A 25866-nucleotide genomic window follows, 5' to 3' on the forward strand; every position below is an offset into this window, starting at 1 on the left:
AATCCCTTGCCGACAAACCCGCTGGATCGCGGAAAGGCTCGCGAATAAAGCAGCCGTTTGCGAGCGGGCGCTACCGCAGACCAAAAATGCTCTATCCGAAGCACTGTCAGGTCTTTTTCTTGTGCCTGATCAGGCGCCGACGCTTTCGAACCTGGCGGGCGGAAAGAATGTTGCGTTTGCCCTTGAACGGATTCTCGCTGCTCCGGAACTCGAGCTTGATCGGCGTTCCCTGTATGTCCAAGGTATCCCGGAAGACGTTGATCAGGTAGCGTTTGTACGCCCCCGGCACTTCTTCCGTTTGATTGCCGTGGATCACGATGACCGGCGGATTCTGACCGCCCTGATGGGCGTATTTGAGCTTGATGCGCCGGCCGCGGACCAAGGGCGGCTGGTGCGCGACCAGGGCGTCCTGAAGGATTTTGGTTAGCCGCGAAGCGGACAAATCCCGCGTCGAAGCCTCGTAAATGGCTTCCACCGTATCCAGCAGATTGCCCACGCCCGTGCCGTGCAGTGCTGAGATGTAATGCTTTTCCGCGAAATCAAGGAACGGCAGTTTCAAATCGATCTGGCGCCGCACGTTGTCTTTCTGGTCCGGACTGAGCCCATCCCACTTGTTCAGGCCGATGATGAGCCCGCGGCCGATTTCCAGAACCATGCCCAGGAGATTGGCGTCCTGATCGGTCACGCCTTCGCGCGCATCGATCAGGAAAATCACCACGTGGGCCGTTTCGATCGCTTGCAGGGCCTTGATGACGCTGAACTTTTCGATGGTTTCCGAGACCCGCCCGCGGCGGCGGATGCCGGCGGTATCGATCAGGGTATAGGCTTTGCCGTGACGCTCGAAGGGAATGTAGACGCTGTCCCGCGTCGTTCCGGGCTGATCGTAGACGACTACCCGCTCCTCTCCCAGAATGCGATTCACCAAGGTCGATTTGCCGACATTGGGACGCCCCACCACGGCGATGCGAATGCCGGGCGATTCTTCAGTCATTTCCGGCTCTTCCGGAGCCGGCAACTTGGCTTCCAGCTCGTCCAGCAGCGTATCGATTCCGATCGCATGGGACGCCGAGATGGGGTGGGGCTCACCGAGGCCGAGAGCGTAGAACTCGCCCGCCACGACCGCCAAATCCGCCCGGTCGATCTTGTTCACCACCAGAAGAACGGGCTTTCCGGTCTTGCGCAAGCGTTCGGCAATGGCTTCGTCGCCGGCATTGAGGCCGTGACGGGCGTCGACCAGCAGCAGGATCAGGTCCGCTTCCTCCAGCGCATAACTAACCTGGCGCATAGCCTGTTCGTCGATGCCGAGTTCGGTCTCGACGATACCGCCGGTGTCGACCACGAAATAGTCCTTTTGACCGCGCCTTACCCGGCCGTATTGCCGGTCTCGGGTCAAGCCAGGGAAATCCGCCACGAGCGCGTCGCGGGTCCGGGTCAGATAATTGAATAGGGTGGACTTGCCTACATTAGGGCGGCCCACCAGGGCGACCACGGGCAACATAAACTACTCCAATCGCAAACGGTCATCCGGGGAGCGCCCGGATGCCCCTTCCAATCGCAAACGGTCATCCGGGGAGTTCCCGGATGACCCTTCCACCGCGATGGCGGCCAAGGTGCCGCCGCTGGTATAAACGTAGATGACGTCGTCGAACACGACTGGCGTCGCCGCGATTGGGCTCTTGTCCACCCTGACCCGGCCCACCAAGCTGCCATCCTCCTGGGAAAGCAGATGGAGATAGCCCTCGAAATCACCTACCACGACATAGTCCTTGACCAAAGCGGGAGCCGTCAAACGCCGGAAGTGCAACTCGTCCTGTTTCCACAGATCGGCGCCATTGCGCACGTCCAATTGCCAAACATCGCTGCTGGCGTCGGTTACGAACAGCGAGCGGCGGGCCGCCGCCATGCCGGTGTAAGAAGATAGTTCGGCCTGGCGCCAGAGCACGTCGCCGTCTTTTAACGATACGGCGGCCACGCCGCCTTGATAACCCGTCACGTAGATGGTGTCTCCTTTCACGATCGGATCGGAATCCATATCGACCAAACGCTCTATTTCGGAGCGACCGTGGGGCAACGCAATCGTCGCCTCCCATTCCGGTTTGCCGTCAGTCAAATTCAGGGCGATCAGCTTGCCGCTGCCATAACCGTCCAGCACGAAATCGTCTGCGATTGTCGGCGAACCACGGCTGCGAATCGAAAGTGCCGGTATCGTCCGGTCATGGTACCAGCGCGTCCCACCGGTATTTTCGTCGAGCGCGGTAATGCGCCCGTCGCTGCTCCGTATCACCACCGTGTCGCCTTCGACGCGCGGCAAGGCGAGAATCTCGCTGGACACGTTGGTTTTCCAAAGCACCGAACCGTCGCCGTCATTCAGCGCCACGATCTCGGCGTTGCTGGTGCCGAGTATGAGCTTGCCCTCACCCGCCACGGGTCCGGCGGAAACGGCCAGCTCAATATCCACGGACCACAGCTTGTCGCCGTTGAGACGGCTGCGCGCCTGAACTTCGCCCTTGCGGTCGGCCGCGAAAATCTTGTCTTCGGTGACGGCGGGAACCAGGTTCACATATTGCTCGGCATAACCTTTGCCGATATCGACATCCCAAAGCACCGTCATCTTGACCGCGGGCTCGAAATCTTTGAGCTCCGCGGGCGGGTCGGCATTATCCGAAGCTCCGAAGTACTCTCCTATACCGGAGGCTGCTTCTTTCAGTGGACCAAGCGCACTACAGCCGGTCAGCAGCAGACCGCACAAAAACAAGACCAGAAAACGGCGCATCAGGACCCGGCTGGTTTCGGCGCGGCCGGTAGATCGTTAAGCTTCAGCTCCAGCAGCGGGGAAGCTTCGCCGAATTCTTTCGCGGCTTCGTAAGCTCTACGGGCTTCGTCGGGCCGGTTGGCGGCCGCGTACAGATCGCCTTTGAGCTCTTGGTAAAGACCCGCAAACTTGCCCATCTGTTCCGCGGTCAACGGCTCCAAAAGGCTCAGTGCCGGACCGGTTTCTCCCGAAGCCAGCATCACCTGGGCGAGACGGAGCCTTGCGATATGCTTGAAGTTTTCGTCCTTGGTTTTTGCAAGCGTCTCTTCCAGAACGGCCTTCGCGCCAGGCAAATCATTGGAATCGACCTTGAGCTTGGCGAGCAGCAACCGGGCGTAATCGGCATAGGCGCTCGACGGGTACGTGGCGATGACCCGCTCGCCCAATTTGATCGCGGGTTCCGTTTGCTTGGTTTCCGACGCCTTCAGCATTTGCAGATAAAGATTGGAAGCCTGCTCGTTTTGGCTGCGCACATTGCCCTGCCACATGTTCCAGCCGATGATGAGCGCGACGCCCAGAAGAACACCGAGAATCAGCGATTGCCGATTTTCTTTCCACCACCGCTGGAGCGCTTCTAAGCGCTCTTCTTCTGTCAAATACGTTTCCACTCGAACCTCGTCGCGTTAAATGAGTGCTTGCAAAAAGGGGATCAGCTCGGATTGCGAAAGGGTCGTCTGGCCGGCCTCGGTGCGTAAGTATTTGATGCCGATCAGCTGATCTCGCGCCTCATCTTCACCCATGATCAGCGCCAGTATTGCGCCGCTTTTGTCCGCCCGTTTGAATTGGCTCTTGAAACTGCCGCCGCCGCAATTCACCACCAGCCTCAAGTTCGGCAGGGCATCGCGCAAAGCCTCGGCCAGCACGGCGCCCTTGCGTTCGGCGTGTTCGCCCACGCGGATCAGATAAGCATGGGGCAGCGCCGCGGCATCCAGTTTTTCCGGGGATTCCAGTAGCTCGATCAGGCGCTCCATGCCGAGAGCGAATCCGGTTGCGGCGGAACCTTTTCCGCCCAATTGTTCGATCAGGCCGTCGTAACGTCCGCCGGCGCAAACCGTCCCCTGAGCGCCCAGTTCGTGGGTGACCCACTCGAAAACGGTGCGGCAATAATAATCGAGGCCGCGCACCAGCGTGGGATTCACGGAATAAGCAATACCGGCTTCGTCGAGAAGCTCCCTCAATCGCTGGAAATGTGTTTTGGATTCCTCGCCCAGTTCGTGCGTTAAAACCGGCGCCGCCTGGATCAGCTCGCGCATATCCGGATTCTTGCTGTCCAGAATGCGCAAGGGATTGGATTCCAAGCGCCTCTGGCTGTCTTCGTCGAGCTTCCCATAGTGCGCACGGAAGTAATCCACCAGCTTGGCGCGATAACCGTGCCGCTCTTCGGCCGTTCCCAGGGTATTGATTTGCAGTTCGAGCTTGTGCGCGATGCCGAGTTCCCGCCACAGCCTGGAGCTCAGCAAAATCAGCTCGGCATCGATGTCGGGGCTCGCCATGCCGTAAGCCTCGACACCCACTTGGTGGAACTGGCGATAGCGGCCCTTCTGCGGACGCTCGTGGCGGAACATGGGTCCCGCATACCACAGCCGGTTGATCTGATTGTGCAGCAGGCCGTGCTCCATGCACGCCCGCAGGCAGCCAGCGGTACCTTCCGGACGCAGCGTCAGGGAATCGCCGTTGCGATCCTCGAAGGTATACATTTCTTTCTCGACGATATCGGTGACTTCGCCGATCGAGCGCTTGAACAGTTCGGTCCTTTCCACCAACGGCAGACGGATTTCCTCATAGCCGTAGCTCGCCATGACACGGCGCACCACCGACTCGACATGCTGCCAGCGCGGCGTGCGATCGGGCAGTATGTCGTGCATGCCGCGAATCGCCTGAATCTTTTCCATAGTCGAAAGGGTTGTCGTGGGGTTATTTAAGAAGCGGGAGTCAGTCTACCGAAATGTAGCGCTTGGCCTGCACGGCTTCCTTGGTATTTGGAAATTTCGACCGCAGGGTTTTCGCATAGTCTCTGGCTGCATGGAAATTGCCGAGACCGGCTTCGGTCTCGACGCCGATCCAAAGCGATCTCGGATCCGGTTCCGCCACGGCGTGATAGCGCTCCAAAAACGCGCGCGCAGACATGCCCTGACCGGTTTCGCGGCTCAGCTCGGCCATCTCGATCAACGCCGGCGCAAAGCGGGGATCGTATTCCAGCGCCTGACGCAGATACTGCTCGGCTTCCCCATTTTGACCTGCCGACCGGGCGCAAATCCCGGCATTGGTGAGCGCGATCCAGGGCGAGTTATAGAGCTTCGAACCGATGACTTCCCGGAACTGGCTCATGGCTTCGGCGTACCGGCCCTGCCCGCACAAAAACCGGCCGTAGTTGTTGCGGACGCCGAAGTTTTCGGAATTCGCCGACAAGGCCTTCTTGAACTCGCGCTCGGCGTCGGCCGGCTGATCCAGCCGCTGATAGAGCACCGCCAGCGCGTTGTAGGCCTCGCTGTTTCGTCCGTCCAGTTCGGCGGCCTTGGTCAGATCCTGTAGGGCCACCTCGTAGTTGCCCGCTTCCATGTATTGGATGCCCTTTCGAACATAAATGTCGGATTGGCTGAGCGAACCATAGGGATCGTTAGGACGGGTATTGTGCGTCTTCGATGATCCACAGGCCGCGAGCGCCACACACACTATCGGACCGATCAAAACCCGGAATTTCATGACTGTACAACCTGTAAGCGGTGGTGCCTGCGCGTACGGTCGTTCACCCGCCCCACCAGCTGGCCGCAGGCCGCGTCGATGTCGTCGCCGCGAGTCTTGCGGGTGGTCGCGATCAATCCGGCGGCGTGCAGCATGTCGCTGAACCGGCGTATGGTTTCCGGACCGGAGCACCGGTAATTGGAACCCGGAAACGGATTGAACGGAATCAGGTTGACCTTGGATGGCACGTGACTCAATAGGCGAATCAAGGCCCTGGCATGCGCGGGCGTATCGTTGATGCCGTCAAGCATCACGTATTCGAACGTCACTTTGCGGCGGTTTTCTCGCCCGACATAGCGTTTGCACGCTGCCAGAAGCTCCTTGATCGGGTACTTCTGGTTGATCGGCACCAATTCGTTGCGCAATTCGTCGTCCGGGGCGTGCAGGGACACGGCCAGGGCGATATCTGACACTTCGGCAAGTCTGTCCAAGGCCGGAACGATGCCTGAGGTGCTGAGCGTCACCCGGCGCTTGGAGAGCCCGTAGGCGAAATCGTCCAGCATCAGGCTGGTGGCGGCGACAACATTGTTGAAGTTGAGCAGCGGCTCGCCCATGCCCATGAGGACCACGTTGGTCACTCGGCCTTCGCCGAGTTCGCGCCGCGCCACCCAGAGCTGGCTGATGATCTCGGCGGCGCTCAGGTTGCGATTGAAGCCCTGCCGCGCCGTGGAACAGAACGAGCATTCCAGAGCGCAACCCACTTGGGACGATACGCACAAGGTGCCGCGCCCGTCTTCGGGAATGAAGACGGTCTCGATGCGGTTTTGGTCATCCAGTTGCAGCAACCATTTGCAGGTGCCGTCCGAGGATTTCTGCGCATAGGCGATCTCCGGCACGCGGATTTCGCAACGTTCGGCCAGCCGCATCCGCAGCGACTTGCTCAAATTGGTCATCGCCGAGAAATCGGCGACGCCGCGCTGATGTATCCATTGCAGCAACTGCGTCGCACGAAAAGGTTTTTCCCCGATCTCGACGAAGAAGGCTTCCATCGCCTTCCGGTCTAGGCCGAGGAGATTCAGCTTTTCGCCGGAATTAACGGGTGCGGGGGCAGAGCTCATTCTCTTTGAAGAAAAATGCGATTTCCTGTGCCGCCGTATCCGGTCCGTCGGAACCATGCACCGCGTTTTCGTCGATGCTGACGGCAAAATCGGCACGGATGGTGCCGGGTGCGGCTTCCTTGGGATTGGTGGCGCCCATGATTTCGCGGTTCTTGGCGATGGCGTTTTCGCCTTCCAGGACCTGCACCATCACCGGACCGGTGATCATGAAATTTACCAGATCGTTGAAGAACGGCCTTGCCTTGTGGACCGCATAAAATCCCTCCGCTTGCTCGCGGGAAAGATGCAGCATTTTAGCCGCGACGATTTTGAGCCCCGCTTTCTCGAAGCGGCTGTAAATTTCGCCGATCACGTTCTTGGCTACAGCGTCGGGTTTGATGATGGACAAGGTGCGTTCGACCGCCATTGGATCTCCTTGATTCGGATTCGCCGGTGTTGTGTAGTGAATGAAAACCGAGCGTTCTCGGCTTTCGGAAAAACGTTCGCCGCCCAGATACGGGCAGATAAAACATTGGGATTTTACTGGAAAATTGAGCCGATGATAAGAAATACCGGCCCTTGAACCCGTTTTCAAACGCCATGAGCAGCATCATGGCGTCGCACGGCAGATTGAAGCCGGCCTTTAGACCGCGAAACCTTCCCCGCAACCGCAGGTCGCCTTGACGTCGGGATTGTCGAAGCGAAACGCTCCGTTGATCCCCTCCCGGCGATAATCCACCCGAAGTTGAAGACTCAACTCGCCGGGCCAGAACTCCGGCCACCCTGGAAACTTATCATTATCATTCCCAAATCGACAGGAGAAGGGCGCAGGCTTTCGTTGTTTGACTTCCATGACCGCGCCAACGGAGTATCAACGGCGCGGGTGGGTTAGCAGAGCATAACCCGCTTTCAGAGATTCACCGACGCCCCCCGGCGCGATACGCGTCGCTGCTTCCCGCAGGGAGGTGGACTGATTCAAAATTAAAAGCAAATAACCAAAGTCTGACCCCTTCGCTCGTTCAGCGCATCATATGGCTCTGGATAAAAATCTAATTTAACGATCACCCTTTAACTGCTCAGACTTGCATTGTGCCTTGCCGCCTCTTCATCCGCGGGATCAACATAGTAATCGTCACAGGAGCGATAAGTCCTATTTCGGTTATCTTTAACGCGTCCGCCGAGTTGCGTGGCAATTTCAATCATCCATTTTAAAGTCTTCTCGTCGGAATTCTTTGTCATCAAATGACTTTTTGATAAAAATAGTTTTCCTGGAATATCCCCCATAGGGTCAAATACTAAAGTGCCCTTCTCCGCCCTGCTGCCTGTGTCACTTTCCTTGAGAGCAATATCGTTACGCGCTTTGGCTAACGCCTTTAGCTGGGCAAGCGATGGCGGTAAATAATAGAAAAGTTTCTTTCTGCCGAGCCACCACGGGCCATATCGTGTTTTTAGGCCCAGGACCATGAAAAATAAACCTTTCTTTACCGCCATTGCTTTATAAGGGGTGGTTATTTGAACGATTTTATGACACCTGCACCACTGTAAAGTCTATTGACATTGGTCAAGCCCTTACCACGCTCATATAACAGAGGAATTCCAAGGCCATAATCAGCGCTATAATCCCTAACATGATTAGCCCATTGCCCTTTAGTCGTTAGGTCTGCCCAAAGCGCGGTAGGGCGCAATAGCGTACTCGCGTATTGCGCCGAATAAAGGCCGAATTCATGCGGCGGAATACGGGAGTACCCTATTCCGCCCTACGCGAGCTAAATGAGCAGATTATTCACCGTGACTAACTCGGATAACTTTTGCATCTCTTTTTGATATTTCTATCATGGCCACTCCACCCATTAGTCCTTCTGGTAACGTTCCTTTTATTACCCAAACGGTATTATTAAGGACCGCTTTTAGAGGTTTTTGTCTATCAATATTTTCCACACCATATATCGGTTTTAAAATCGCCTCCGCCACGACTACGGCCGTCATCTCGTCGGGAATAAAACCTTCATCAGGAACATAGGAGTGTTCCTGCGCCATAACGCTATAGCTTTCAGCTACCATTAAAAAAAATATAAAAAAGACACGACTTATCCGCTGACTCATTTGGCTCCGCTCCCAACTGTTTGGACGGTGCCGTGAAGTGGGCTATTTGGTAACGGTGTATACATTTTTATCTGTCCTTGAGGAGTGCCGAGTAATCCTGGAAGATTATCTTTGTCAAGATTTCTCTTGTCATCCTCTGAGAAGTTCTCGTTGTCATATCTTTTATCGTAACTGCCATGGGTATGATAGTTTCCGGCAGCTTTGGTACCAGTGGGACATACCCCATCATATGACCAATCTTTTCCACCCTTATTGGGAGGTGTATAAAAACAGCTTCCATTTGCATAAGTACACAGCCTACCGGCATATTCGACGCCATCCTTAATTGATTGCGGATTAATATCCCTAACGGCCTGCTCCCCAGCAGCTTGAGCACTCGGATACTCTGCGTAGGGTTCCAGCCCAAATGGATCGATGTAATTCAGCGGGTTATTCCCCACATAGGCATAGGTATTTAGACCACCCACGAGCCCGATCGGATCGCTCTCCAGATACCGCCCGAGGCTCGGATCGTAATCGCGGAAGACGTTGTAATGCAGCCCCGACTCGCCGTCGTAGTACTGGCCCGGGAAGCGCAGGTTGAGTGTGAGGGGCTGTTGATCGCCATCCGGGTCTTCCTCGGGGCGACCGACACCGAACGGGTCGGAGTCCCAAAACCAGCGCGGTAGGTATCAAGTCCCGGCTGTTTATAAACCTTTTTACGGAAAAGATGGGGATGGGATGTTTGCCAATTTTTCAGCCCGCGTAGGATGTGCCGACGAAGGAGGCGCATCGATCACAAACTCGAACGATGCGGTTCCTGCGTCACCGCATCCTACGCGAGCTTTGCTTATCCAGCTTATTGAGGGCAAACTGTCTTTATGGGTAGGCCATCTTTGTAAGCATAGTATTCGACGCAAGCTTTCTGATTTCTAATAACCTCGCGCTTACCAATATCACTACCATATATGACCTCGGCAATTGAGGTTGTCCCGTCTTGATTCCAGTCCATTTCTCGCCACGAGTATCCGTGCCTATAACTGGAAGATGCACGAGAAATAAGATATATGAGTAGAAATATAAAAACCACGCCAACAATTTTTGTCATGAGCTTTATCATCACCTTGCCCATGGAGCACTAGTCCCATCGCTTGATCGAGTAGCAGGATAATTCGTCGTTCCATTGGCCGCTTCGGAAGAAAGTAATCCATTACCAAGATCTACTGGTAAGACGTGGTTTCCATTTATGCCCAAAGTTGTTTCTCCATGTTTAAAAAAGTCATTTAACCCCGCTTCTCGAAGACATCGCTGCACAGGGGATGCACAGTTATTGGTTAGCGCATTATATCCACCTTGCGATCTCCGAAGGCACGCCTCAAATACTGCCTCCTTCTCAGGCGGCAACTTTAAATTTACTCGCGTGCCATCTCGAAAACCATTTTTGTCTACATACTCGGATGTAGGAAGATTGGTCATCCCGCTCGGACCAAAAGAATAAGTGGTGCCGTTAACATCGGCAGATGCATGACCGAACGACGAGCTGCCCCATCCAACCGGCTGCCAGATCGTTACACCGGCTTCTAATCCAAATGGATCAATCCAATTGACCGGATTATTCCCGACATAGGCATAGGTATTTAGACCACCCACGAGCCCGATCGGATCGCTCTCCAGATACCGCCCGAGGCTCGGATCGTAATCGCGGAAGTAGTTGTAGTGTAGCCCCGACTCGCCGTCGTAGTACTGGCCCGGGAAGCGCAGGTTGAGTGTGAGGGGCTGTTGATCGCCATCCGGGTCTTCCTCGGGGCGACCGCCCCCGAAAGGATCGGAGTCCCAAAACCAGGCTACGGTCTGATTTTGATCGGTCAGAAGCCTCGGCGCAGCAAGGTGGTCGGCCTGAACGAAATAGACGGCGGGTTCGCTTTGTGGTGGGGCGCCGCCGACACAGGTCGGGTAACCGCAACGCAAGACCAGCCGGCGCGCGTCGAGGACGGTAATCCAATGGTCGCGGTCGAGGTCGCGGGGGTCGCCGGGGCCAACCGGCTGGTTGCGGGCTTGAAGTAGGATGTCCACATCGCTCCGGTCGATGACCCCGTCGCGGTTGAAGTCCTGCTCGCGACCCTCGGGAGAGCGGATGAAGGCCAGCGGCAGATCGTCGAGATAGACAAATTCCCGCAGGGGCTGGCCTGCTTCGCCGCTTTCGGCAATGAGGTGCCCGGCCGCATCGTAGTGGTAGCCCGTAGTCTGGAAGGTGGTTTTTTGTACGCGCTGTCCCAAACCATTGTATCGGTAGGCGGCCCGGGGCAGGCTCTCCTGGTTGACCGTTGTGAGTCGGCCGTCCTCACGATAGCCGAATTGGTAGCTGCCCGCGCCGACCATGCGACCGGCTTCGTCATAAGCAAAGCTGCGGTTGTCCAGCCCCTCGGCCGCGAGCAGCCGATGAGTATCCAGGGCATAGCGGTATGCCGTCTGACCCGCGCTGCGGGTTTCGAGGAGGCGGTTGCCGACCTCGTCGTAACTCCAACCGCGACTGCCGTAGCGCCCATTGGCGCCGATCAGTCGGTCCAGGGCATCGTAGGTAAAATTCTGGTTGCGGCCCATGTCCAGCCAGTCCGTGATACCGACGATATTGTCTGCTTCGTCCAACGCGTAAGCGTGATGCTGCACCGTACCCACGGTTTGCTCGGTCAGGCGCCCGTCGGCATCGAAGCTGCGCGTCAGGATCAAACCGTTGCCGAAGGTGAGCTCCGCCAGAGGACCAAACGGCCGATAGCTGAGGCCGGTCGCTACCACCTCGGTCTGCCCCTGACTGGTACTCCGGACCTCCGTGATCCGTCCCGTGTTGTCCCGCGGATAACCGATCACCCGCCCAGACGGGTAGGTCAGGCTCACCAAACGGTCCGCGTCGTCGTAGCCGTAACGGGTGGTATACGACAGTCCATCGATCGTTACGGTTTGGGTCGTCAGCCGGCCACGAACGTCGTACTGGTAGGCGGTATCGCCAGCGCCGTCGGTCAGGCCGGTCAACCGGCCTAGCCCATGGGGTCCCTGGTCATAGCTATAGCTTACATCCGAGACCGTACCGGGATAGTCGATGCCCAAGAGCCGGTTGAGGGCATCGTAGCTGGAGATCGCCGTGGCACCGGTGGCATCTTGTCGGGTGAGCCGGTTGCCGGCGCTGTCGTAGCTATAGAGAACTGTGCCGGTGTTGGGGCTCGCTTCCTGGAGGAGATCGCCAAAGCCGTCATAGGTGTAGGTGGTGGTGAGATTCGAGGGATCGGTGACCGCGAGAAGATGATCCAAGGCATCGTAGCTGTACCCGGTGCTGCCGGCTAAGGGGTCAGTCTCTGAGACCCGGCGGTTCAAGGCATCGTAGGTGTAGTGAGTCACCCGGTTGAGGGGGTCGGTGACGCTGGTCCGGTTGCCGTTGGCGTCATAGGCGTAGGTGGTGGTCTGACCGGCGGCGCCGATGGATTGAGTAAGCTGCGAGAGGGTATCGTAGACCCACTGGTGTTGCCGGACCAGGGTGTTGGACGGATCGAATACCTCTTCTTTCGTCTTGTTGCCGGCGAGGTCGTAGGTGGTGTGGATGTTATTGCCTAAGGCGTCGGTGATATCGGTCCGCCGGTGGGCGGCGTCGTAGGTGTACTCAAGAAACGCGCCGTTAGGCGGCGTGACTTTGGTCAACTGGCCGACGCCGTCATACTCGAACGTCGTGCTCTTGCCGCCCACGGCGCGGTTGATCAGCCGGCCTCGAACGTCGTAGGCCAGATCGATGATGAGCCCATTGGGATCGGTGATGCGACCGACCCGGCCGTGGGCGTCGTAGGCGCCGTAGGTGGTGACGTGCCCCAGGGCATTGGTGACCGAAGTCAGGTTGCCCTGAACATCGTAGGTCAAGGTCGTCACGTCGCCGACATCGGTGCGGGGACCGTCGACGCTGGTGACTTGGCCGAAGTCGTTATAAGTGTAGGTCCAGGTGCGGCTTTGGCCGCCCGCGGTAATGGTCTTGGTGAGGCGGTTGCCGTGGGCATCGTAGGCGAAACTCGTGGTCCGCCCCGGCTCGGTGATCCGGGTCGGCAGCCGGAAAGCCGGGTGCCACTCGGTGGTGATCGTCCGGGCTTCGGGCGTCCCCACGGCTTCGGTGCGGCTGGTCTCGAGGTTGCGGGCGAGATCGTATTGATAAGTGGTAGTGACTCCCTTGAAGTCGGTGCGGCTGACGACGTTGCCGTTGGCGTCATAGCTGGCCGAACTGGCTTGCTGACCGCAGCCGCTGCCGCAAGGCTGGGTCACACCGGTGCTGCGGGCGACGTTCAGAATGGTTTGGAACCCGTAGGTCCGGGCTGTTCCGAGCGGATCGGTCACGGTGCTGGAGCCGTCGGCCTGATAGGTCAGGGTCATTCTATCCGCGCCGCCGGCGTGTTCGGTGAGGATACCGCGGCCTTGTTCGTCGTAGGCGAAGGTCGCGAAACGTTCGCCGTTTTCGTCGATAATCCCGGTCAAGGCATAGGGGAACCGGATATCTTCGTAGGTGTACAACCGCTTCGGGTTGTCCGACAGGGTCTCGGGGGTGCTGTCCGGATACAGAACCGTACCGAGGCGTCCGAGCACATCATACTGATAGGTGTAGACGTTGCCGGCCGGGTCGGTCACGGTGCTCAGCCGATTTTGGGCGTCATACGCCAACAGCAATTGGCGGCCCGAGAGGCGATCGGTCACATGGTAAAGCCGCCCCAGGCCGTCGTAGGCCAAATCCTGGGCCAGCCCTTCTCGGCTGACGATCGCGGTCAATCGGCCGGTGACATCGTAGTATTCCGAAGTCTCGTCCTCGCCGAAGGAATAGCGCCAGCCCGTGATCGTGCCGGCCTCGCTGAGCGGGGCAAGGGTATCGGTGACATCGGCGTCGGGCCGCCATTCGCTGCCGACCTTGGCAAAGCGATAGGCGCGGCCGTCAGGACGCACGACATAAATGTCGTTCGCGGTCAACGCCAACTGGCGATCGTAACTGTGGCGCCAGCGTAACCCCAGGGTCCGATGTTCCGGGTAGGCGCTGTTGTAATAGCGCCTGAATTCCAGCGGCAGCCGACCAGTTCCGGTATAGTCGGATTCCGCCTGGAATTTGTTGCCGGTGGCACCGTTGACGGGATTGGTGCCGTTGCAGGCCTCAGGTTGTCCCGCGTTCTTTTGGGCCGGCGGCGGGGGTGGGGCGTAGTAGACCACCATGCTGTCCGAGGCGCTGCAGCCGTTCACGCTGCCGTGGACTTCGAAAACGTTGGGGCCAGGCTGGAGCGTCACCGAGGCGGCGCCGGACCCGAGGAAGTTGATGAGGGTCGTGAAGGTGCCGGACTGCTGGAAAAACGGGACGCCATTCAGGGTGGCCGTGACCTGGCCGACATCCCCCTGATTGGCGGTCCCGGAGCCGGTACCGGCGACACCGACCTGGGCCGTCACCACCGTGCTGCCGCGAGCCGGCGCCGTGAAGCTGAGCGAGCAGGCGTCGGCCGCGCCGGCCGCAAGAAGATTCAGAACCAGCAGCGCGCAAACGAGCATGCGCGATGTTCCCGTGGTGTTCCCAACCAGGGCACAGAATCGTCTCCCTGCCCCCCATCGTTTTTCCATCGTAGATCTCCCGAAAACGTGTTTTACCGTCGCCGCTGAAACGTCCGGCGCTGGCTTCGCCGCTGAAGTTAAGCAGCGATTCGGGAGTCGGTTTGTAACCAACGTCGCAAAAACGAAAACACGTCCCCGATCACCGATGTCCGGTGCCGAGCTGAACGGCAGAATTCGTCGGAGTAGAAGATGCGTGAGTCCGACCGTTCGCTTCCGATGAAACACCCACGCACGAAAGCCGAACGATACGGTAGGTCGACTAGAGCGTTTTCATCGCGCTCGTACGGCAAAACCGGCTTGGCGGACGTCGTTGGCGCCTTCGGCTCGGGTGAATTGATTCAAGCATTTGTAGGTCGGCAATCCTTTGCCGACGAAGACGCTCGGCCAAGACGTGGTGTCGGGAAGGGGGGCTTCGGCGCTCCCGAAGACGCCGTTTGCGATTGGAAGGTCGCGACTAAAGCGACGTTTGCGATTGGGAGGGATTCCCGACCTACTCGCGAGTGCCCGTACAGTAGGTATGAAAATGCTCTAGCGCGAAGGTCGGCCGGGACAGGCAAGTCTTCCGGATGAGCCGATTTGTCGGTGTGGCAGAATCTTGCTCGCTAGTTGCGACAAGGAAAAGGACGCGGCTCGCCGACTAGGAGCCTACCCCAGTAGGTCACAAAACCCTTCGACACGCTCAGGACGAAAGGCCTACTGAGATAGGCTCCAGCATTGCACTGCCTAGGCGCGGCCGGCCAAGAGCAGGCGGTGAACGGCTAGCCTCACGAGATCACCGGGATGCCGATGTATCGGTTCTTCCGATTGAAGAGAGAATCTTAGACGGCGAAACTTTCCCCGCAGCCGCAGGTCGCCTTGACGTTGGGATTGTCGAATCGAAACGCTTCGTTGATTCCTTCCCGGCGATAATCCACCTGAACGCCCGAGAGATAAGCCAGATCGCTGTCTCTCACGACGACTTTCACGCCGTGCTGTTCGAATACGGCATCGCCCTGCTCCACCGCATCGGCGTAATCGACTACATAGGCGAAACCGGTGCAGCCGGACTTTTTCACGCTCAGACGAAGCCCTACCCCTTTGCCGCGTTTTTGCAATTGCTTGGCGATTTGCTCCGCCGCTTTTTCAGTTAAGGTAATGGACATAATACGTAATCTCTGTCGGATCGCTGATTCAAAAAGCTTATAAACGCTCGGGGCATAATCTTTAAATGACCGGCATCACCGGTATCGCTCCCCGGCTCTCAGACGTGGGTATGCCCACGAGGTTTTTCAAGACCTCCAGAAAACGGTCGACTTCCGCCTCGGTGTTGCTCTTGCCGAAGCTTGCGCGTATCGCGCTCTTGGCAACTTCCGGCTCAACGCCCATGGCGATGAGCACGGGGCTCGGCTCCCCCGCGCCGCTGGCGCAAGCTGAACCGCTGGACACCGCGATGCCCTGCCGATCGAGGTTCATGACCAGGGCTTCGCCGTCGTAACCGTCGATGCCGAACTGCAAAGTATTGGGCAGCCGCTCCGCATGTTTGGCGAACAAGATCGCTCCGGGAATCGTCTCCAAACCGACCTCCAGCCGTTTGCGCAGACCGAGCAGCTGAGCGCGTCGTCCCTCCAATTCGGACAAAGCCAACTCCGCCGCTTTACCGAAACCGACGATGGCCGCCACGTTTTCGGTGCCGCCGCGTAGGCCTTGCTCCTGTCCGCCGCCATGCAGCAGGGGTTCTAGCATGACGGTTTTGTCGAGAATCAGCGCGCCCACGCCTTTGGGACCGTAAATCTTGTGCCCGGAAAGGGACATCAGATGAGCGCCTGAGGCTTTGAAATCGAGCGGAATCTTGCCCGCCGCCTGCACTGCGTCACAATGAAAAACGATGCCGCGCTCGCGGAACCAATTGGCGATGGACGCGATATTCTGAATCACGCCGGTTTCGTTGTTGGCCATCATGAGGGTGGCGAATCGAAGCTCGCCGGCCGGCAAAGATTCGATAAACGACGCATCGGCCATACCATTCCCGTCCACCGGAATGGTTGCGACCCGCCAGCCTCTGGCCTTCAGGAACTCCAAAGGCTCCGAAACCGAGGGATGCTCGGTAGCGCCCGCAGCGATCACGCCCGACTCGCGAGAAAAGGCCAAGCCTTTTAGCGCCAAATTATTCGCTTCGGTCCCGCCGCTGGTAAACACGACCTCGGACGGATGCGCGCCCACCAGGGCAGCGACCTGCTCCCTGGCCGTATCGACCGCGCCGCGGCAGACCCGCCCCATCCGGTAAAGACTCGACGGATTGCCGTAAAAGGCGCCCAGATAGGGCACCATCGCGTCCAAGACCCGCTCATCCAGCGGGGTGGTCGCATTGTGATCGAAGTAGATCATTTCGTCAGAACGCTAAATATGCGTTTCCCGACGCAACAGCATATCGATGCCCTGAACGCCGGACGCCTGCTTGTCCTGACGCTCGGCGACCAGGCGCACGTTCTTGCGCTGCAAGACGTCTTGCAAGCTGATGGAGGCCAAATAGTCGCGAATCTGCTCGCTCAATCCCAGCCAAAGATCATGGGTGAGACAGGGCTGATTGTTCTGGCAGTTGGCTTTGCCGCCGCAGCGCGTCGAGTCGATGGTTTCGTCGACCGCGATAATGATTTCGGAGATATTGATCTGGCTGGCGTCGCGGCTCAATTGATAGCCGCCGCCCGGCCCTCGCACTCCTTCGACCATTCCGGCCCGACGCAAACGCGCGAACAACTGCTCCAGGTAGGACAACGAGATGTGCTGTCGTTTGGCGATATCGGTCAATGTCACCGGCCTTTTTTCGCTATGATAGGCCAGATCCAGCATGGCGGTGACGGCGTAGCGGCCTTTCGTCGTTAAGCGCACGGAATGACTCCCGGAAATTCACACTAAATACGTGGGAATTCAGGTTCACATATCCTAGAAAAATAGTCAATTATTAAGGCACCACAGGGTTTTTGCTGTCAAGATAACCGGCATCATGCATTCGCAATCCTGGCAATTTTGGATCGATCGCGGCGGAACCTTCACCGACATCGTCGCCCGCCGGTCGGACGGCCTCCTGTTGACCCACAAGCTCCTTTCGGAAAATCCGGACCGCTACCGCGACGCCGCCCTGCAAGGCATCCGCGACATTCTGGATCTGGCTCCCGATGCGACCCTGGAACAGGCCAACATCCAGGCCGTGCGGATGGGCACCACGGTGGGAACGAATGCGCTGCTGGAACGGAAGGGCGAACCGACGGTCCTGGCCATCACGCGGGGCTTCGCCGACGCCCTCCGCATCGGCTATCAGAACCGGCCGGATATCTTCGCCCTGAATATCCGCCGCCCCGAACCGCTTTACCAAAAGGTCGCCGAAATCACCGGGCGTCACGACTCCCGCGGCTCGGAGCTGGAGCCGCTGGATCTCGGCGAAGCGGAACAACAATTGACCGGGGCCTACCGGGAAGGTTTCCGATCGATCGCCATCGTGCTCATGCACGCCTGGCGGACGCCCGATCACGAACTCGTACTGGAAAAGCTGGCCAAGGCAATCGGCTACACCCAGATTTCCCTCTCCCACCGCGTGAGTCCCGCCATGAAATTGATCGGGCGGGGCGACATCACGGTGGTGGATGCTTATCTGTCGCCGGTATTACGCCGTTATGTCGATCAAGTCGCCGCCGGCTTGGGCATCGGCCCAGCCCATGAAGTGCAACAAGATCACAAGCTCAAGTTGCTGTTCATGCAGTCCAATGGCGGATTGGCGGATGCCCACCGGTTCCAGGGCAAGGACAGCATTCTGTCGGGTCCCGCCGGTGGCATCGTCGGCGCGGTGGCGGTCTCCCGTCTCGCCGGCTTCGATCGGATCGTCACCTTCGACATGGGCGGCACATCCACCGACGTGGCCCATTACGCCGGCGAATTCGAACGCAGCCAGGAAACCGAGATCGCCGGCATCCGGCTGCGGGCGCCCATCCTCAATATTCACACCGTCGCGGCGGGCGGCGGCTCGATCCTGCGTTTCGACGGACTTCGCTTCCGGGCCGGCCCCGATTCGGCCGGTGCCAATCCGGGCCCCGCCTGCTACCGGCGCGGCGGACCTCTGTGCGTGACCGACGCCAATGTGATGGTAGGAAAGATACGCCCGGAGTTCTTTCCGAAAGTGTTCGGACCGACCGGCGATCAGCCTCTGGATACGGAAATCGTGCGGCGCAAATTCCGGGAACTGGCGGAAACCGTCCGGTCCGGCTCCGGGCAAACGCTCTCGCCCGAAGAAGTGGCGGAAGGCTTCATCGACGTGGCGGTGGAAAACATGGCCGCCGCGATCAAGAAGATCTCTGTGCAGCGCGGCCACGATCTGGCCGATTACGTCCTGTGCTGCTTCGGCGCGGCCGGCGGCCAGCACGCCTGCAAGGTCGCCGAGCGGCTCGGCATCGCCAAGATTTTTCTGCATCCTCTGGCTGGCGTCTTGTCCGCCTACGGCATGGGTCTCGCCGATTACCGCGTCATCAAGGAAAGGGCGGTCGTCGCTCTGTTGAACGATGCCGCCGTCCCGGAGTTGCGGACGGTGCTCGACGCACTGGAAACCGAAGGACGCGCGGAGCTCTCCGCCCAGGAGGTCCCGCCGGAACGGATTGTCGCGGCTCGCCTGGCCATGCTCCGGTACGAGGGTACCGACACCCTGTTCGCCGTGCCGTTCGGCGATTCGGCGGAGATGCGGGCGAAGTTCGAGGACCGGCACCGCCAGCGCTTTGGCTTCGTTTATCCCGACAAGGCTTTGCTGGTGGATACCGCGACCGTGGAGCTGTCCGGCTTGAACGAAACCATCGAAGAACCGGAATACCCGTTACAGCCCGACGCTTCTCCGGAACCGGTCGCGAAGGTCCGGATATATTCCGGCCGAAACCATCACGATGCGCCGGTTTATCGGCGCGAGGACCTGAAGCCGGGGGTCCGCTTGCAAGGACCCGCGATTCTGGTCGAACCGAACTCGACCACGATCATCGAGCCCGGCTGGCAGGGCGAGATTACCGTCCGCAACCATCTTATCCTCAGCGCTCGTGAAGCAAGCGACTGTGCGAATTCCATGTCGGAGGCAGAAGAAACGGAGCAGCCGGTCGATCCGGCGCGCCTCGAAATCTTCAACCGGCTGTTCATGTCGGTCGCCGAGGACATGGGCTATACGCTGCAAAACACCGCCCATTCGGTGAACATAAAGGAGCGCCTCGATTTCTCCTGTGCGCTGTTCGACGGAAACGGCGGACTCGTCGCCAATGCGCCGCACATTCCGGTACATCTGGGTTCCATGGACGAGAGCGTCAAGGCGCTGATCGCGGGTCACGGGGACGAACTGCGACCGGGCGACGTTTGGCTCATCAATTCCCCCTATCACGGCGGTACGCATCTGCCGGACATTACGGTAATCACGCCCTTGTTCGACGACACGGGCGAATCGGTCCTTTTCTATCTCGCCTCGCGCGGTCATCACGCCGACGTGGGCGGCATCACGCCCGGTTCGATGCCGCCCCGCAGTACGTCCATCGATCAGGAAGGCGTTCTGAGCTCGGGTCTGAAGATCGTCGAAAACGGACACATACGCGAATCGGCCATCCGCGACTGGCTCAATGCAAAGCCTTATCCGGCCCGCGATCCCGACCGGAATCTGGCGGATCTCCGCGCCCAGATCGCCGCCAACGTGAAAGGCATGCAGGCGCTCCGCGGCATGCTCGAACGTTATTCGCTGGCGACGGTCCGGCGCTACATGGGGCATGTGCAGGACAACGCGGAAGAAGCGGTGCGGCGGGTCATCGCACGGCTTTCCGACGGCGAATTCGCGGTGACGATGGACTCGGGCGCGGTCATCCGCGTGGCGATCCGGGTCGATTCCGAAAACCGGCGGGCCTTCATCGATTTCACCGGGACCTCGCCGCAGCAGCCGGACAATCTGAACGCCCCTGCCGCCGTGTGCAAGGCGGCCGTCCTGTATGTGTTCCGCACCCTGGTGGACGACGATATTCCGCTGAACGCCGGCTGTCTGCGCCCGCTCGAAATCCGGATTCCCGAAGGCTCCCTGCTCAACCCCCATTATCCCGCGGCGGTCGCGGCCGGCAACGTGGAAACCTCGCAGCACATCGTCGATGCCTTGTACGGCGCGCTGGGCGTGCTGGCCGCTTCGCAGGGCACGATGAACAACTTCACCTTCGGCAACACGCGCTACCAATACTACGAAACCATCTGCGGCGGGGCCGGCGCCGGAGCCGGTTTCGACGGCGCGGACGCCGTGCACACCCATATGACCAATTCCCGCATCACCGATCCCGAAGTACTGGAGTGGCGGCTTCCGGTGCTGCTGGAAACCTTCGCCATCCGCCGGGGCAGCGGCGGCGAGGGCTTGCATAAGGGCGGCGACGGCGTGATCCGAAAGATCCGGTTTCTGCAACCGATGACCGCAGGAATCGTCTCCAGCCGCCGCCTGCAGCCGCCGTTCGGCCTCAACGGCGGAAACCCTGGCGCATGCGGACGAAACCTCGTGATCCGCGCCAATGGAGAGCAGGAAATTCTCGGGTCGCAGGCCGAAACCGACATGGACGCGGGCGACACGTTCGTCATCGAGACGCCCGGCGGCGGCGGATATGGAAGTTAGATTGTTCCGAATCCCATAGCCTCCTGGCCTCGGACAGCTGCTCGTTGACGGCCGTTTTCACGACTGTTTTGGACATCGAGGTGATCACTTGAAGAGCATTTGCGTATTCTGCGGTTCCAACCCCGGCAAGCGCCCCGAATACCGGATCGCTGCCGAAACCTTGGGCCGGCTGCTGGCCGAAAAAGGTTTGGAACTGGTGTATGGCGGCGGGACCGTGGGTCTCATGGGCATTCTGTCGAGTGCCTGCCTTGCGGCCGGAGGACGGGTGATCGGCATCATCCCGAAAGCTTTGATCGGCCGCGAGGTGGCAGGACGAATGGTGGAACACACCAGCCTTACCCGGCTGGAAGTGGTAGATTCGATGCACACCCGCAAAGCCCGCATGGCAGAAATCGCAGATGGCTTCATCGCGCTGCCCGGAGGTTTCGGAACCTTCGAGGAGCTGTTCGAAATCCTTACCTGGGCCCAACTTGGATTTCATCGTAAGCCGATCGGACTTCTCGATGCGGAAGGCTACTACGAACCTCTCCTAAGCTTGTGCGATCGGGCGCTCGCGGAGGGCTTCATGAAACCCGAGAGCAGAAGGCGGCTGCTGGCCCATACCGACCCGGAAATGCTCCTGGAGGCCCTGGCCGCATATCAGCCCGAACCGGTCATCCCGTGGATTCGGGACGAGAGGCAGCTGTAATTCCATTCGGCATTCAAGCGGACATTAATCGTAGGATGGGTAGAGCGAAGCGAAACCCATCGATGGCGGGTTAGCCCCTAGTCTCCGCTCGGGACAGGCCCTTCGACAGGCTCAGGACAGGCTCCGCGTAACCCACCGATTCGAGGTTGCCACACCTGAATTCAATTGAAAGCTACGCGCTGAGAAGCTCCGGAGCGTAATGGCTGCCCCGGTTCGTGGCGAGCCTCAGCCCTCAAGTGAAAGGCGCATGAAAGTGAAAGGGACAGGCAGTCAAGCAACGACTTGCTCATACGAAAAGCTCGGGAGATCCGCCCTCTCCTTCGCATGCTCGATCGTAATCCCGCAAATATTCCCGTGCGGGTCCAGTTCAAGCAGCGTATTTTCGTCCAAGTCCCGCGTTTCCGAAACCTCGGCGGGCTTCAACTCGATATAAAGGGTGTCCGTATCCTGAAAGTACATAATCTTCATAACCTAGACGTCCTATCGGACAGAGACGCTAATGTGTCGATTCCTCCAAGGGATAGTTGACCTTCTCATACTCATGAATGAAAAGCCCAAGCGTCTCCACCAGACGGGCAAGCGGGTTGTTTTCATCGGCGCCGCCTGCGTCCAAAAGCTCGTTCAGGATCGACACCGCGCGGTCGTATTCGGCCTCCGAGTGGATCGGATAGAGCGGAACGGCATTGCAAATCGCCTGATAGTGGCGGATCACATCGGAAAGTTCAGTGGCGTGCATCAAGGCCTCCAGCGGTCATAGTCGCTGTGCGTCAGTACCGCACGAATGTAAAGCGTTTGGGTATTGAAATGGATAGCGGCAATCAGCCGGTAATGGTTACCGGCAATGTCAAAGACATAATAATGCCCTACTTTATCCACGGAACCGAACACCGCCTTCAACTCGGCAAAAGAACTGAACCTGTTCGATTCAATCCGTCTTCGCCAATCCTGCAAAGACTTCTCCGCCTGAGGGTGCAAAGCTGCAAAATCTCGTAAAGCCTTGTTGCTGACAACACGCAAATGTTCGACTCCCTAAACTGCCAGAATAGCATCGTCAAGCGATCGCCGGATATGGAATAGATTAACAAGCCTGAAGCATCAAAGATGCAACTTCTGGAGAACGCAAACCGCAGCCATCAACTAACATTCGACTATGGAACGTCAGCCAAAGGACGAAAGCCTGACACCTTCTCGCCACCTTCTCGCTCTGGGTGAACTTCATTCAGTTACTCACAGCGATTCCTATACGCGATAAAGCGCGGTCGGAAAAGATCATGCCGGCCATGGGGTATTAGCACAATAACCAAAGCCTGACACCTTCTCCACTGACACCTTCTCCACCTTCTCTGACACGTGTTAGCTGCGTGAACCACCATAGCCACCCCAAATGGTATAGACAGGCGCCTTGTACGTTCTTGTTCCTTCAGCATCTCTCACAGTGATCTCGTTCAGCCAGTCGTCGGTCAACCGTCCAGAAAGACGCCCCGATAGCTCCAAAATCATCTTGTCTAGGATCGAGAGCGCGGCTGTTGCGTGCGTATGATCCAACTCGAATGGGTTCTTTGGAATTCGCGATTGTCGCCACGATTCCCCTTTAAGGATTTCCAGCCAGGGATATTCTTCCGGTTTTCCGCTAATTGAAATTGTCGAATTCGGCGGTGCCTTGCCCTTGAGGAAGATCTCCACCTTCGGGTGCGCAAGCCAGTTCCTAATTTGGATCAGTTCCTTGAAACTCTGAAAAGGCTCTGCACCCCGATCAAATGCGGTTTGTGCTGCATCGCCGCAGACAAATGGCGCTATGCACCACTTGTCAAGAATGCTGGCTTTTTCAAGGGCTTCCGCTACGACGGGATCGGCTGAGAATTCCGAGAGAACACGGTTAATCAGAGCTTCACTGGCAAATACAGTGGAGATAATTGCGTGACGGACGTAAATGCTTGGATTCACGTCGCCTTCGTGCTGCGAAGCAGCCCACTCCGCGAACTTCCGCGCATCGTTGTAATGCATATAGAAGAAGTTGAGTTCAATGCCTACGTCCGACACTTTCTTCTCTCCCTTGCGGCTAACGCCCTGCTTGAGCCGCGCGTTGCTTTGAATGCGTCGGCTTCAAGCGATTATTGGGCCTACACGCCGACTGGACCAAAGTGGAACCCATAATTGACGTGACTCAATACCAATTTGTTGATGCAGCGGACCGTTACCTTCTGCCCTGCTATGGGACGACCAAACAAGGCGAAGTTCGGGATCGACTTGGCCTGTTCATATTCCCGCATTTGCGGGAAACGTCGATATGAAATTCCATACGCCGCCTCGAAAGGCATACTGCCCGTTCGGAGCAAACTAAAGTATGACGAATAGATCAGTCCGTCGTACCCGGCCACATGCGCCGCCTTAGCTATTTCTCGGGAGATCGGATAGGAATGCTTTCCTGCCAGAAACAGCATATGGACGGCCATATCGAGGCTATCAAACTCCGTGACATGTTCCTCTGGCAAGACATAAGAAAGATCCAGGAGCTTTAAGGTCCTCGTCGGCGCTAGCGAAGCGACGTAGATTTCGTCCTCTGCCGTTACCCGGCACTCATGCACACATACTTCAAGGTCCTGAGATCCGTACATGACCGGGAGGTCGGTGGAGTCCAAACGTCCTGTGCCCAGGAACTCTGTCGGTGGAGTGTCGTATTCCGCCTCCTCAGTCGGCACTTTCGGCGCCTTGCGGATACGATAGAACAAGCGGCTCTCATCGAGTTCAACTAACGGATACTCGTTAATGATCCGCTGGATGATCGCAGCTCGAGAGTGCCCCTCCTGAAGCGCCTTGAGAGGCTCAACCTCACCCACCATCCATAAGCGAGGCCCGTAGCAGAAGAAGCCGACTCCGAGCGTGTTGCTGATCAGTTCGATGTCCTTCTTAAACCGAGCAGCAGTCGAGATGCTCGTTTTCTGATGTTCGTTGAATTGGACGATCGGCGCTGCGCCATAGTCGCACTTATGCAGAGTTCCCCACACGAAAAACCTATGAGCAAGCGCTTCAACTCTCTCTTTTGTTAGTTTTCGCCCGGAAGCTTGACCGCAGTTCTGGCACTTAGAATCGTCTGCGTCGCCGATTCGTTCGGCATCCAGTCTCAGGCCCTGATCGGAAAAGCAGTTCGAACACAAAACGAAGCTCATTTAGGTTCCTTGGCCCAACTTAAAGTCGACCTCAAAAACGAGATCTAATCTGGAATTGGAAAATATCCAACGTTTTGCTTTGCATCAATCGTGATACCTAATCCGGAAGGCCAAATAATCCGAATCGGGAGAAGGAGTCGCGCTTTATTATTTTGCTTACGCCACGCTCACGGCGTTCGTTTCCCACCGCGTTTTCATTTCGCCCAACAGTACGGTAGATCAAGAATCCTTTCCCGACACGACTGCCGGCAATGGATGGCCGACCTACGACTTTGCCGGAAACGCAGAGTCTGTCCTGAGCGAAGCCGAAGGGCTTATTCCGGCCTAGAGCATTTTCCGATTCGGTGTCAGAGAGCCCGATATGTAGGTCGGCAATCCCTTCCCAATCGCAAACGGTCGCTTTAGTCGCGACCCTTCCGACAAAATCCTTTGCCGAGCCGATAAGTCGGCAAGGGATTGCCGACCTACGTTCTTCCCGCCCGACACGAAGCCGTACATCGGGATGAAAAACGCTCTATGAGTCATATCGGCCTGTATTTTGACTTGTGCGGGGCAGTTTCCCATGGCGCGCCGCTATATAGCAGTGAAAAATGCTTAATTGCTCCGGCAGCTTAGTGGAATCATGCCAATGATAGCTGGTATAGGATGGGCTGAGCCTGCGCAGCCCATCGATCGCGAACGATGCCTGTCCTGAGCCCAGTCGAAGGGCCTGTCCTGAGCGAGTCGAAGGGCGCTTCCCGATGGTCGGCACATCCTACGGACTGCATTTGTCGAAAATCGCTCTTTGTGCCATAGCAATAACAGCCGTGTCTTGAGCGCGGCTGTCGCCGGAGCCCAGGCGGGCGAATTGATCCATGAATACGTCTTGGCAATGTGCAAGAATCTGAAGGTATCCGATCTCGCCGGGACCATACACATCTACCCGACCCTGGCGCAAATCAACCCCCGCCTGGCCGAGCAACGTCTCAAGGCTGGCCTGACCCCGACGGCAAAACGCTGGCTTAAATGCCTGTTTGGCTTGCGCGGCAACTAGTAGTACAGCCGCAGCTGTTCCCGCCGGTGGCACCGATAATGGCAATCTCGAGCGCGGACTTCAGGCA

22 protein-coding genes and 2 pseudogenes are annotated in these 25866 nt (G+C 58.0%); 3 read left to right on the forward strand and 21 right to left on the reverse strand.

Annotated features, from left to right (window positions below; genetic code table 11):
- Positions 1 to 106 precede the first annotated feature (106 nt).
- The 16 genes and pseudogenes from der to iscR all read right to left on the reverse strand — a co-directional run bounded on the left by der (position 107) and on the right by iscR (position 17148).
- The gene (gene der / locus B2A78_RS18520) at positions 107 to 1498 is read right to left on the reverse strand and encodes a ribosome biogenesis GTPase Der (RefSeq protein ID WP_077731509.1); all 1392 of its coding nucleotides are present in this window, start codon (positions 1496 to 1498) and stop codon (positions 107 to 109) included.
- A 3-nt stretch (positions 1499 to 1501) separates the two neighbouring features.
- The gene (gene bamB, locus B2A78_RS18525) at positions 1502 to 2773 is read right to left on the reverse strand and encodes an outer membrane protein assembly factor BamB (protein WP_077731510.1); all 1272 of its coding nucleotides are present in this window, start codon (positions 2771 to 2773) and stop codon (positions 1502 to 1504) included.
- Positions 2773 to 3420 (reverse strand): tetratricopeptide repeat protein, encoded by a 648-nt coding sequence (locus tag B2A78_RS18530; protein WP_077731511.1) that lies wholly within the window; start codon positions 3418 to 3420, stop codon positions 2773 to 2775. Before B2A78_RS18530 ends, bamB begins: the two co-directional genes overlap by 1 nt.
- A 15-nt stretch (positions 3421 to 3435) precedes the next feature.
- Positions 3436 to 4704, reverse strand: coding sequence for a histidine--tRNA ligase (gene hisS, locus B2A78_RS18535; protein ID WP_077731512.1), 1269 nt, complete (start codon positions 4702 to 4704; stop codon positions 3436 to 3438).
- Between the two features lie 40 nt (positions 4705 to 4744).
- Entirely contained in the window at positions 4745 to 5515 is a 771-nt protein-coding gene (pilW, locus tag B2A78_RS18540; RefSeq protein WP_077731513.1) for a type IV pilus biogenesis/stability protein PilW, read from the reverse strand.
- Positions 5512 to 6612, reverse strand: coding sequence for a 23S rRNA (adenine(2503)-C(2))-methyltransferase RlmN (gene rlmN / locus B2A78_RS18545; protein WP_077731514.1), 1101 nt, complete (start codon positions 6610 to 6612; stop codon positions 5512 to 5514). Before rlmN ends, pilW begins: the two co-directional genes overlap by 4 nt.
- On the reverse strand, positions 6587 to 7018 hold the full coding sequence (gene ndk, locus B2A78_RS18550; protein WP_077731515.1) for a nucleoside-diphosphate kinase: 432 nt from the start codon (positions 7016 to 7018) through the stop codon (positions 6587 to 6589). The genes rlmN and ndk overlap by 26 nt, the downstream gene beginning before the upstream one ends.
- A gap of 216 nt (positions 7019 to 7234) precedes the next feature.
- Positions 7235 to 7336 (reverse strand): annotated as a pseudogene (locus B2A78_RS25745) (iron-sulfur cluster assembly protein IscA); the annotation flags it as partial.
- A 323-nt stretch (positions 7337 to 7659) separates the two neighbouring features.
- Positions 7660 to 8082, reverse strand: a complete 423-nt coding sequence (locus B2A78_RS18555) for a hypothetical protein (RefSeq protein ID WP_077731516.1) — start codon at positions 8080 to 8082, stop codon at positions 7660 to 7662.
- A 288-nt stretch (positions 8083 to 8370) separates the two neighbouring features.
- A complete protein-coding gene (locus B2A78_RS18560; RefSeq protein WP_077731517.1) occupies positions 8371 to 8694 on the reverse strand; it encodes a YbbC/YhhH family protein in 324 nt (107 codons plus the stop codon).
- Complete coding sequence (locus tag B2A78_RS26715) at positions 8691 to 9119, reverse strand: DUF4329 domain-containing protein (protein ID WP_276205409.1); 429 nt, start codon at positions 9117 to 9119, stop codon at positions 8691 to 8693. The genes B2A78_RS18560 and B2A78_RS26715 overlap by 4 nt, the downstream gene beginning before the upstream one ends.
- Positions 9105 to 9323, reverse strand: a pseudogene (locus B2A78_RS26925) (RHS repeat-associated core domain-containing protein); the annotation flags it as partial. The pseudogene B2A78_RS26925 and the gene B2A78_RS26715, both read right to left, overlap by 15 nt.
- Before the next feature lie 469 nt (positions 9324 to 9792).
- Positions 9793 to 14292 carry an RHS repeat-associated core domain-containing protein gene (locus B2A78_RS18575; protein WP_077731520.1) on the reverse strand — a complete coding sequence of 1500 codons (4500 nt, stop codon included), beginning with the start codon at positions 14290 to 14292 and terminating at the stop codon, positions 9793 to 9795.
- A gap of 809 nt (positions 14293 to 15101) precedes the next feature.
- Positions 15102 to 15425 (reverse strand): iron-sulfur cluster assembly accessory protein, encoded by a 324-nt coding sequence (locus tag B2A78_RS18580; protein ID WP_077731521.1) that lies wholly within the window; start codon positions 15423 to 15425, stop codon positions 15102 to 15104.
- 61 nt (positions 15426 to 15486) lie between these two features.
- The gene (locus B2A78_RS18585) at positions 15487 to 16647 is read right to left on the reverse strand and encodes a cysteine desulfurase family protein (RefSeq protein WP_077731522.1); all 1161 of its coding nucleotides are present in this window, start codon (positions 16645 to 16647) and stop codon (positions 15487 to 15489) included.
- Positions 16648 to 16659: 12 nt separating this feature from the next.
- Entirely contained in the window at positions 16660 to 17148 is a 489-nt protein-coding gene (iscR, locus tag B2A78_RS18590; protein ID WP_077731523.1) for a Fe-S cluster assembly transcriptional regulator IscR, read from the reverse strand.
- 115 nt (positions 17149 to 17263) lie between these two features.
- Between iscR and B2A78_RS18595 the strand changes: the two genes are divergently transcribed.
- Both B2A78_RS18595 and B2A78_RS18600 read left to right on the forward strand, forming a co-directional pair.
- Positions 17264 to 20911 carry a hydantoinase B/oxoprolinase family protein gene (locus B2A78_RS18595; protein ID WP_077731524.1) on the forward strand — a complete coding sequence of 1216 codons (3648 nt, stop codon included), beginning with the start codon at positions 17264 to 17266 and terminating at the stop codon, positions 20909 to 20911.
- Between the two features lie 88 nt (positions 20912 to 20999).
- Positions 21000 to 21599 carry a TIGR00730 family Rossman fold protein gene (locus B2A78_RS18600; RefSeq protein WP_077731525.1) on the forward strand — a complete coding sequence of 200 codons (600 nt, stop codon included), beginning with the start codon at positions 21000 to 21002 and terminating at the stop codon, positions 21597 to 21599.
- A gap of 270 nt (positions 21600 to 21869) precedes the next feature.
- Here the strand turns inward: B2A78_RS18600 and B2A78_RS18605 are convergent, their stop codons facing one another.
- The 5 genes from B2A78_RS18605 to B2A78_RS18625 all read right to left on the reverse strand — a co-directional run bounded on the left by B2A78_RS18605 (position 21870) and on the right by B2A78_RS18625 (position 24766).
- A complete protein-coding gene (locus tag B2A78_RS18605) occupies positions 21870 to 22067 on the reverse strand; it encodes a DUF2283 domain-containing protein (RefSeq protein WP_077731526.1) in 198 nt (65 codons plus the stop codon).
- Between the two features lie 28 nt (positions 22068 to 22095).
- Complete coding sequence (locus B2A78_RS18610; RefSeq protein ID WP_077731527.1) at positions 22096 to 22335, reverse strand: hypothetical protein; 240 nt, start codon at positions 22333 to 22335, stop codon at positions 22096 to 22098.
- Complete coding sequence (locus B2A78_RS18615; RefSeq protein WP_077731528.1) at positions 22335 to 22616, reverse strand: type II toxin-antitoxin system HigB family toxin; 282 nt, start codon at positions 22614 to 22616, stop codon at positions 22335 to 22337. Before B2A78_RS18615 ends, B2A78_RS18610 begins: the two co-directional genes overlap by 1 nt.
- A gap of 336 nt (positions 22617 to 22952) precedes the next feature.
- A complete protein-coding gene (locus B2A78_RS18620) occupies positions 22953 to 23639 on the reverse strand; it encodes a hypothetical protein (protein ID WP_077731529.1) in 687 nt (228 codons plus the stop codon).
- Positions 23640 to 23719: 80 nt separating this feature from the next.
- Positions 23720 to 24766: an RES family NAD+ phosphorylase gene (locus B2A78_RS18625; protein ID WP_077731530.1), complete on the reverse strand. Its 1047-nt coding sequence runs from the start codon at positions 24764 to 24766 to the stop codon at positions 23720 to 23722.
- Between the two features lie 784 nt (positions 24767 to 25550).
- Here B2A78_RS18625 and B2A78_RS18630 point away from each other — a divergent pair.
- The gene (locus B2A78_RS18630) at positions 25551 to 25799 is read left to right on the forward strand and encodes a hypothetical protein (protein ID WP_156881065.1); all 249 of its coding nucleotides are present in this window, start codon (positions 25551 to 25553) and stop codon (positions 25797 to 25799) included.
- Positions 25800 to 25866 lie beyond the last annotated feature (67 nt).

The organism is Methylocaldum sp. 14B (genome assembly GCF_002005105.1).
Lineage (GTDB): Bacteria > Pseudomonadota > Gammaproteobacteria > Methylococcales > Methylococcaceae > Methylocaldum.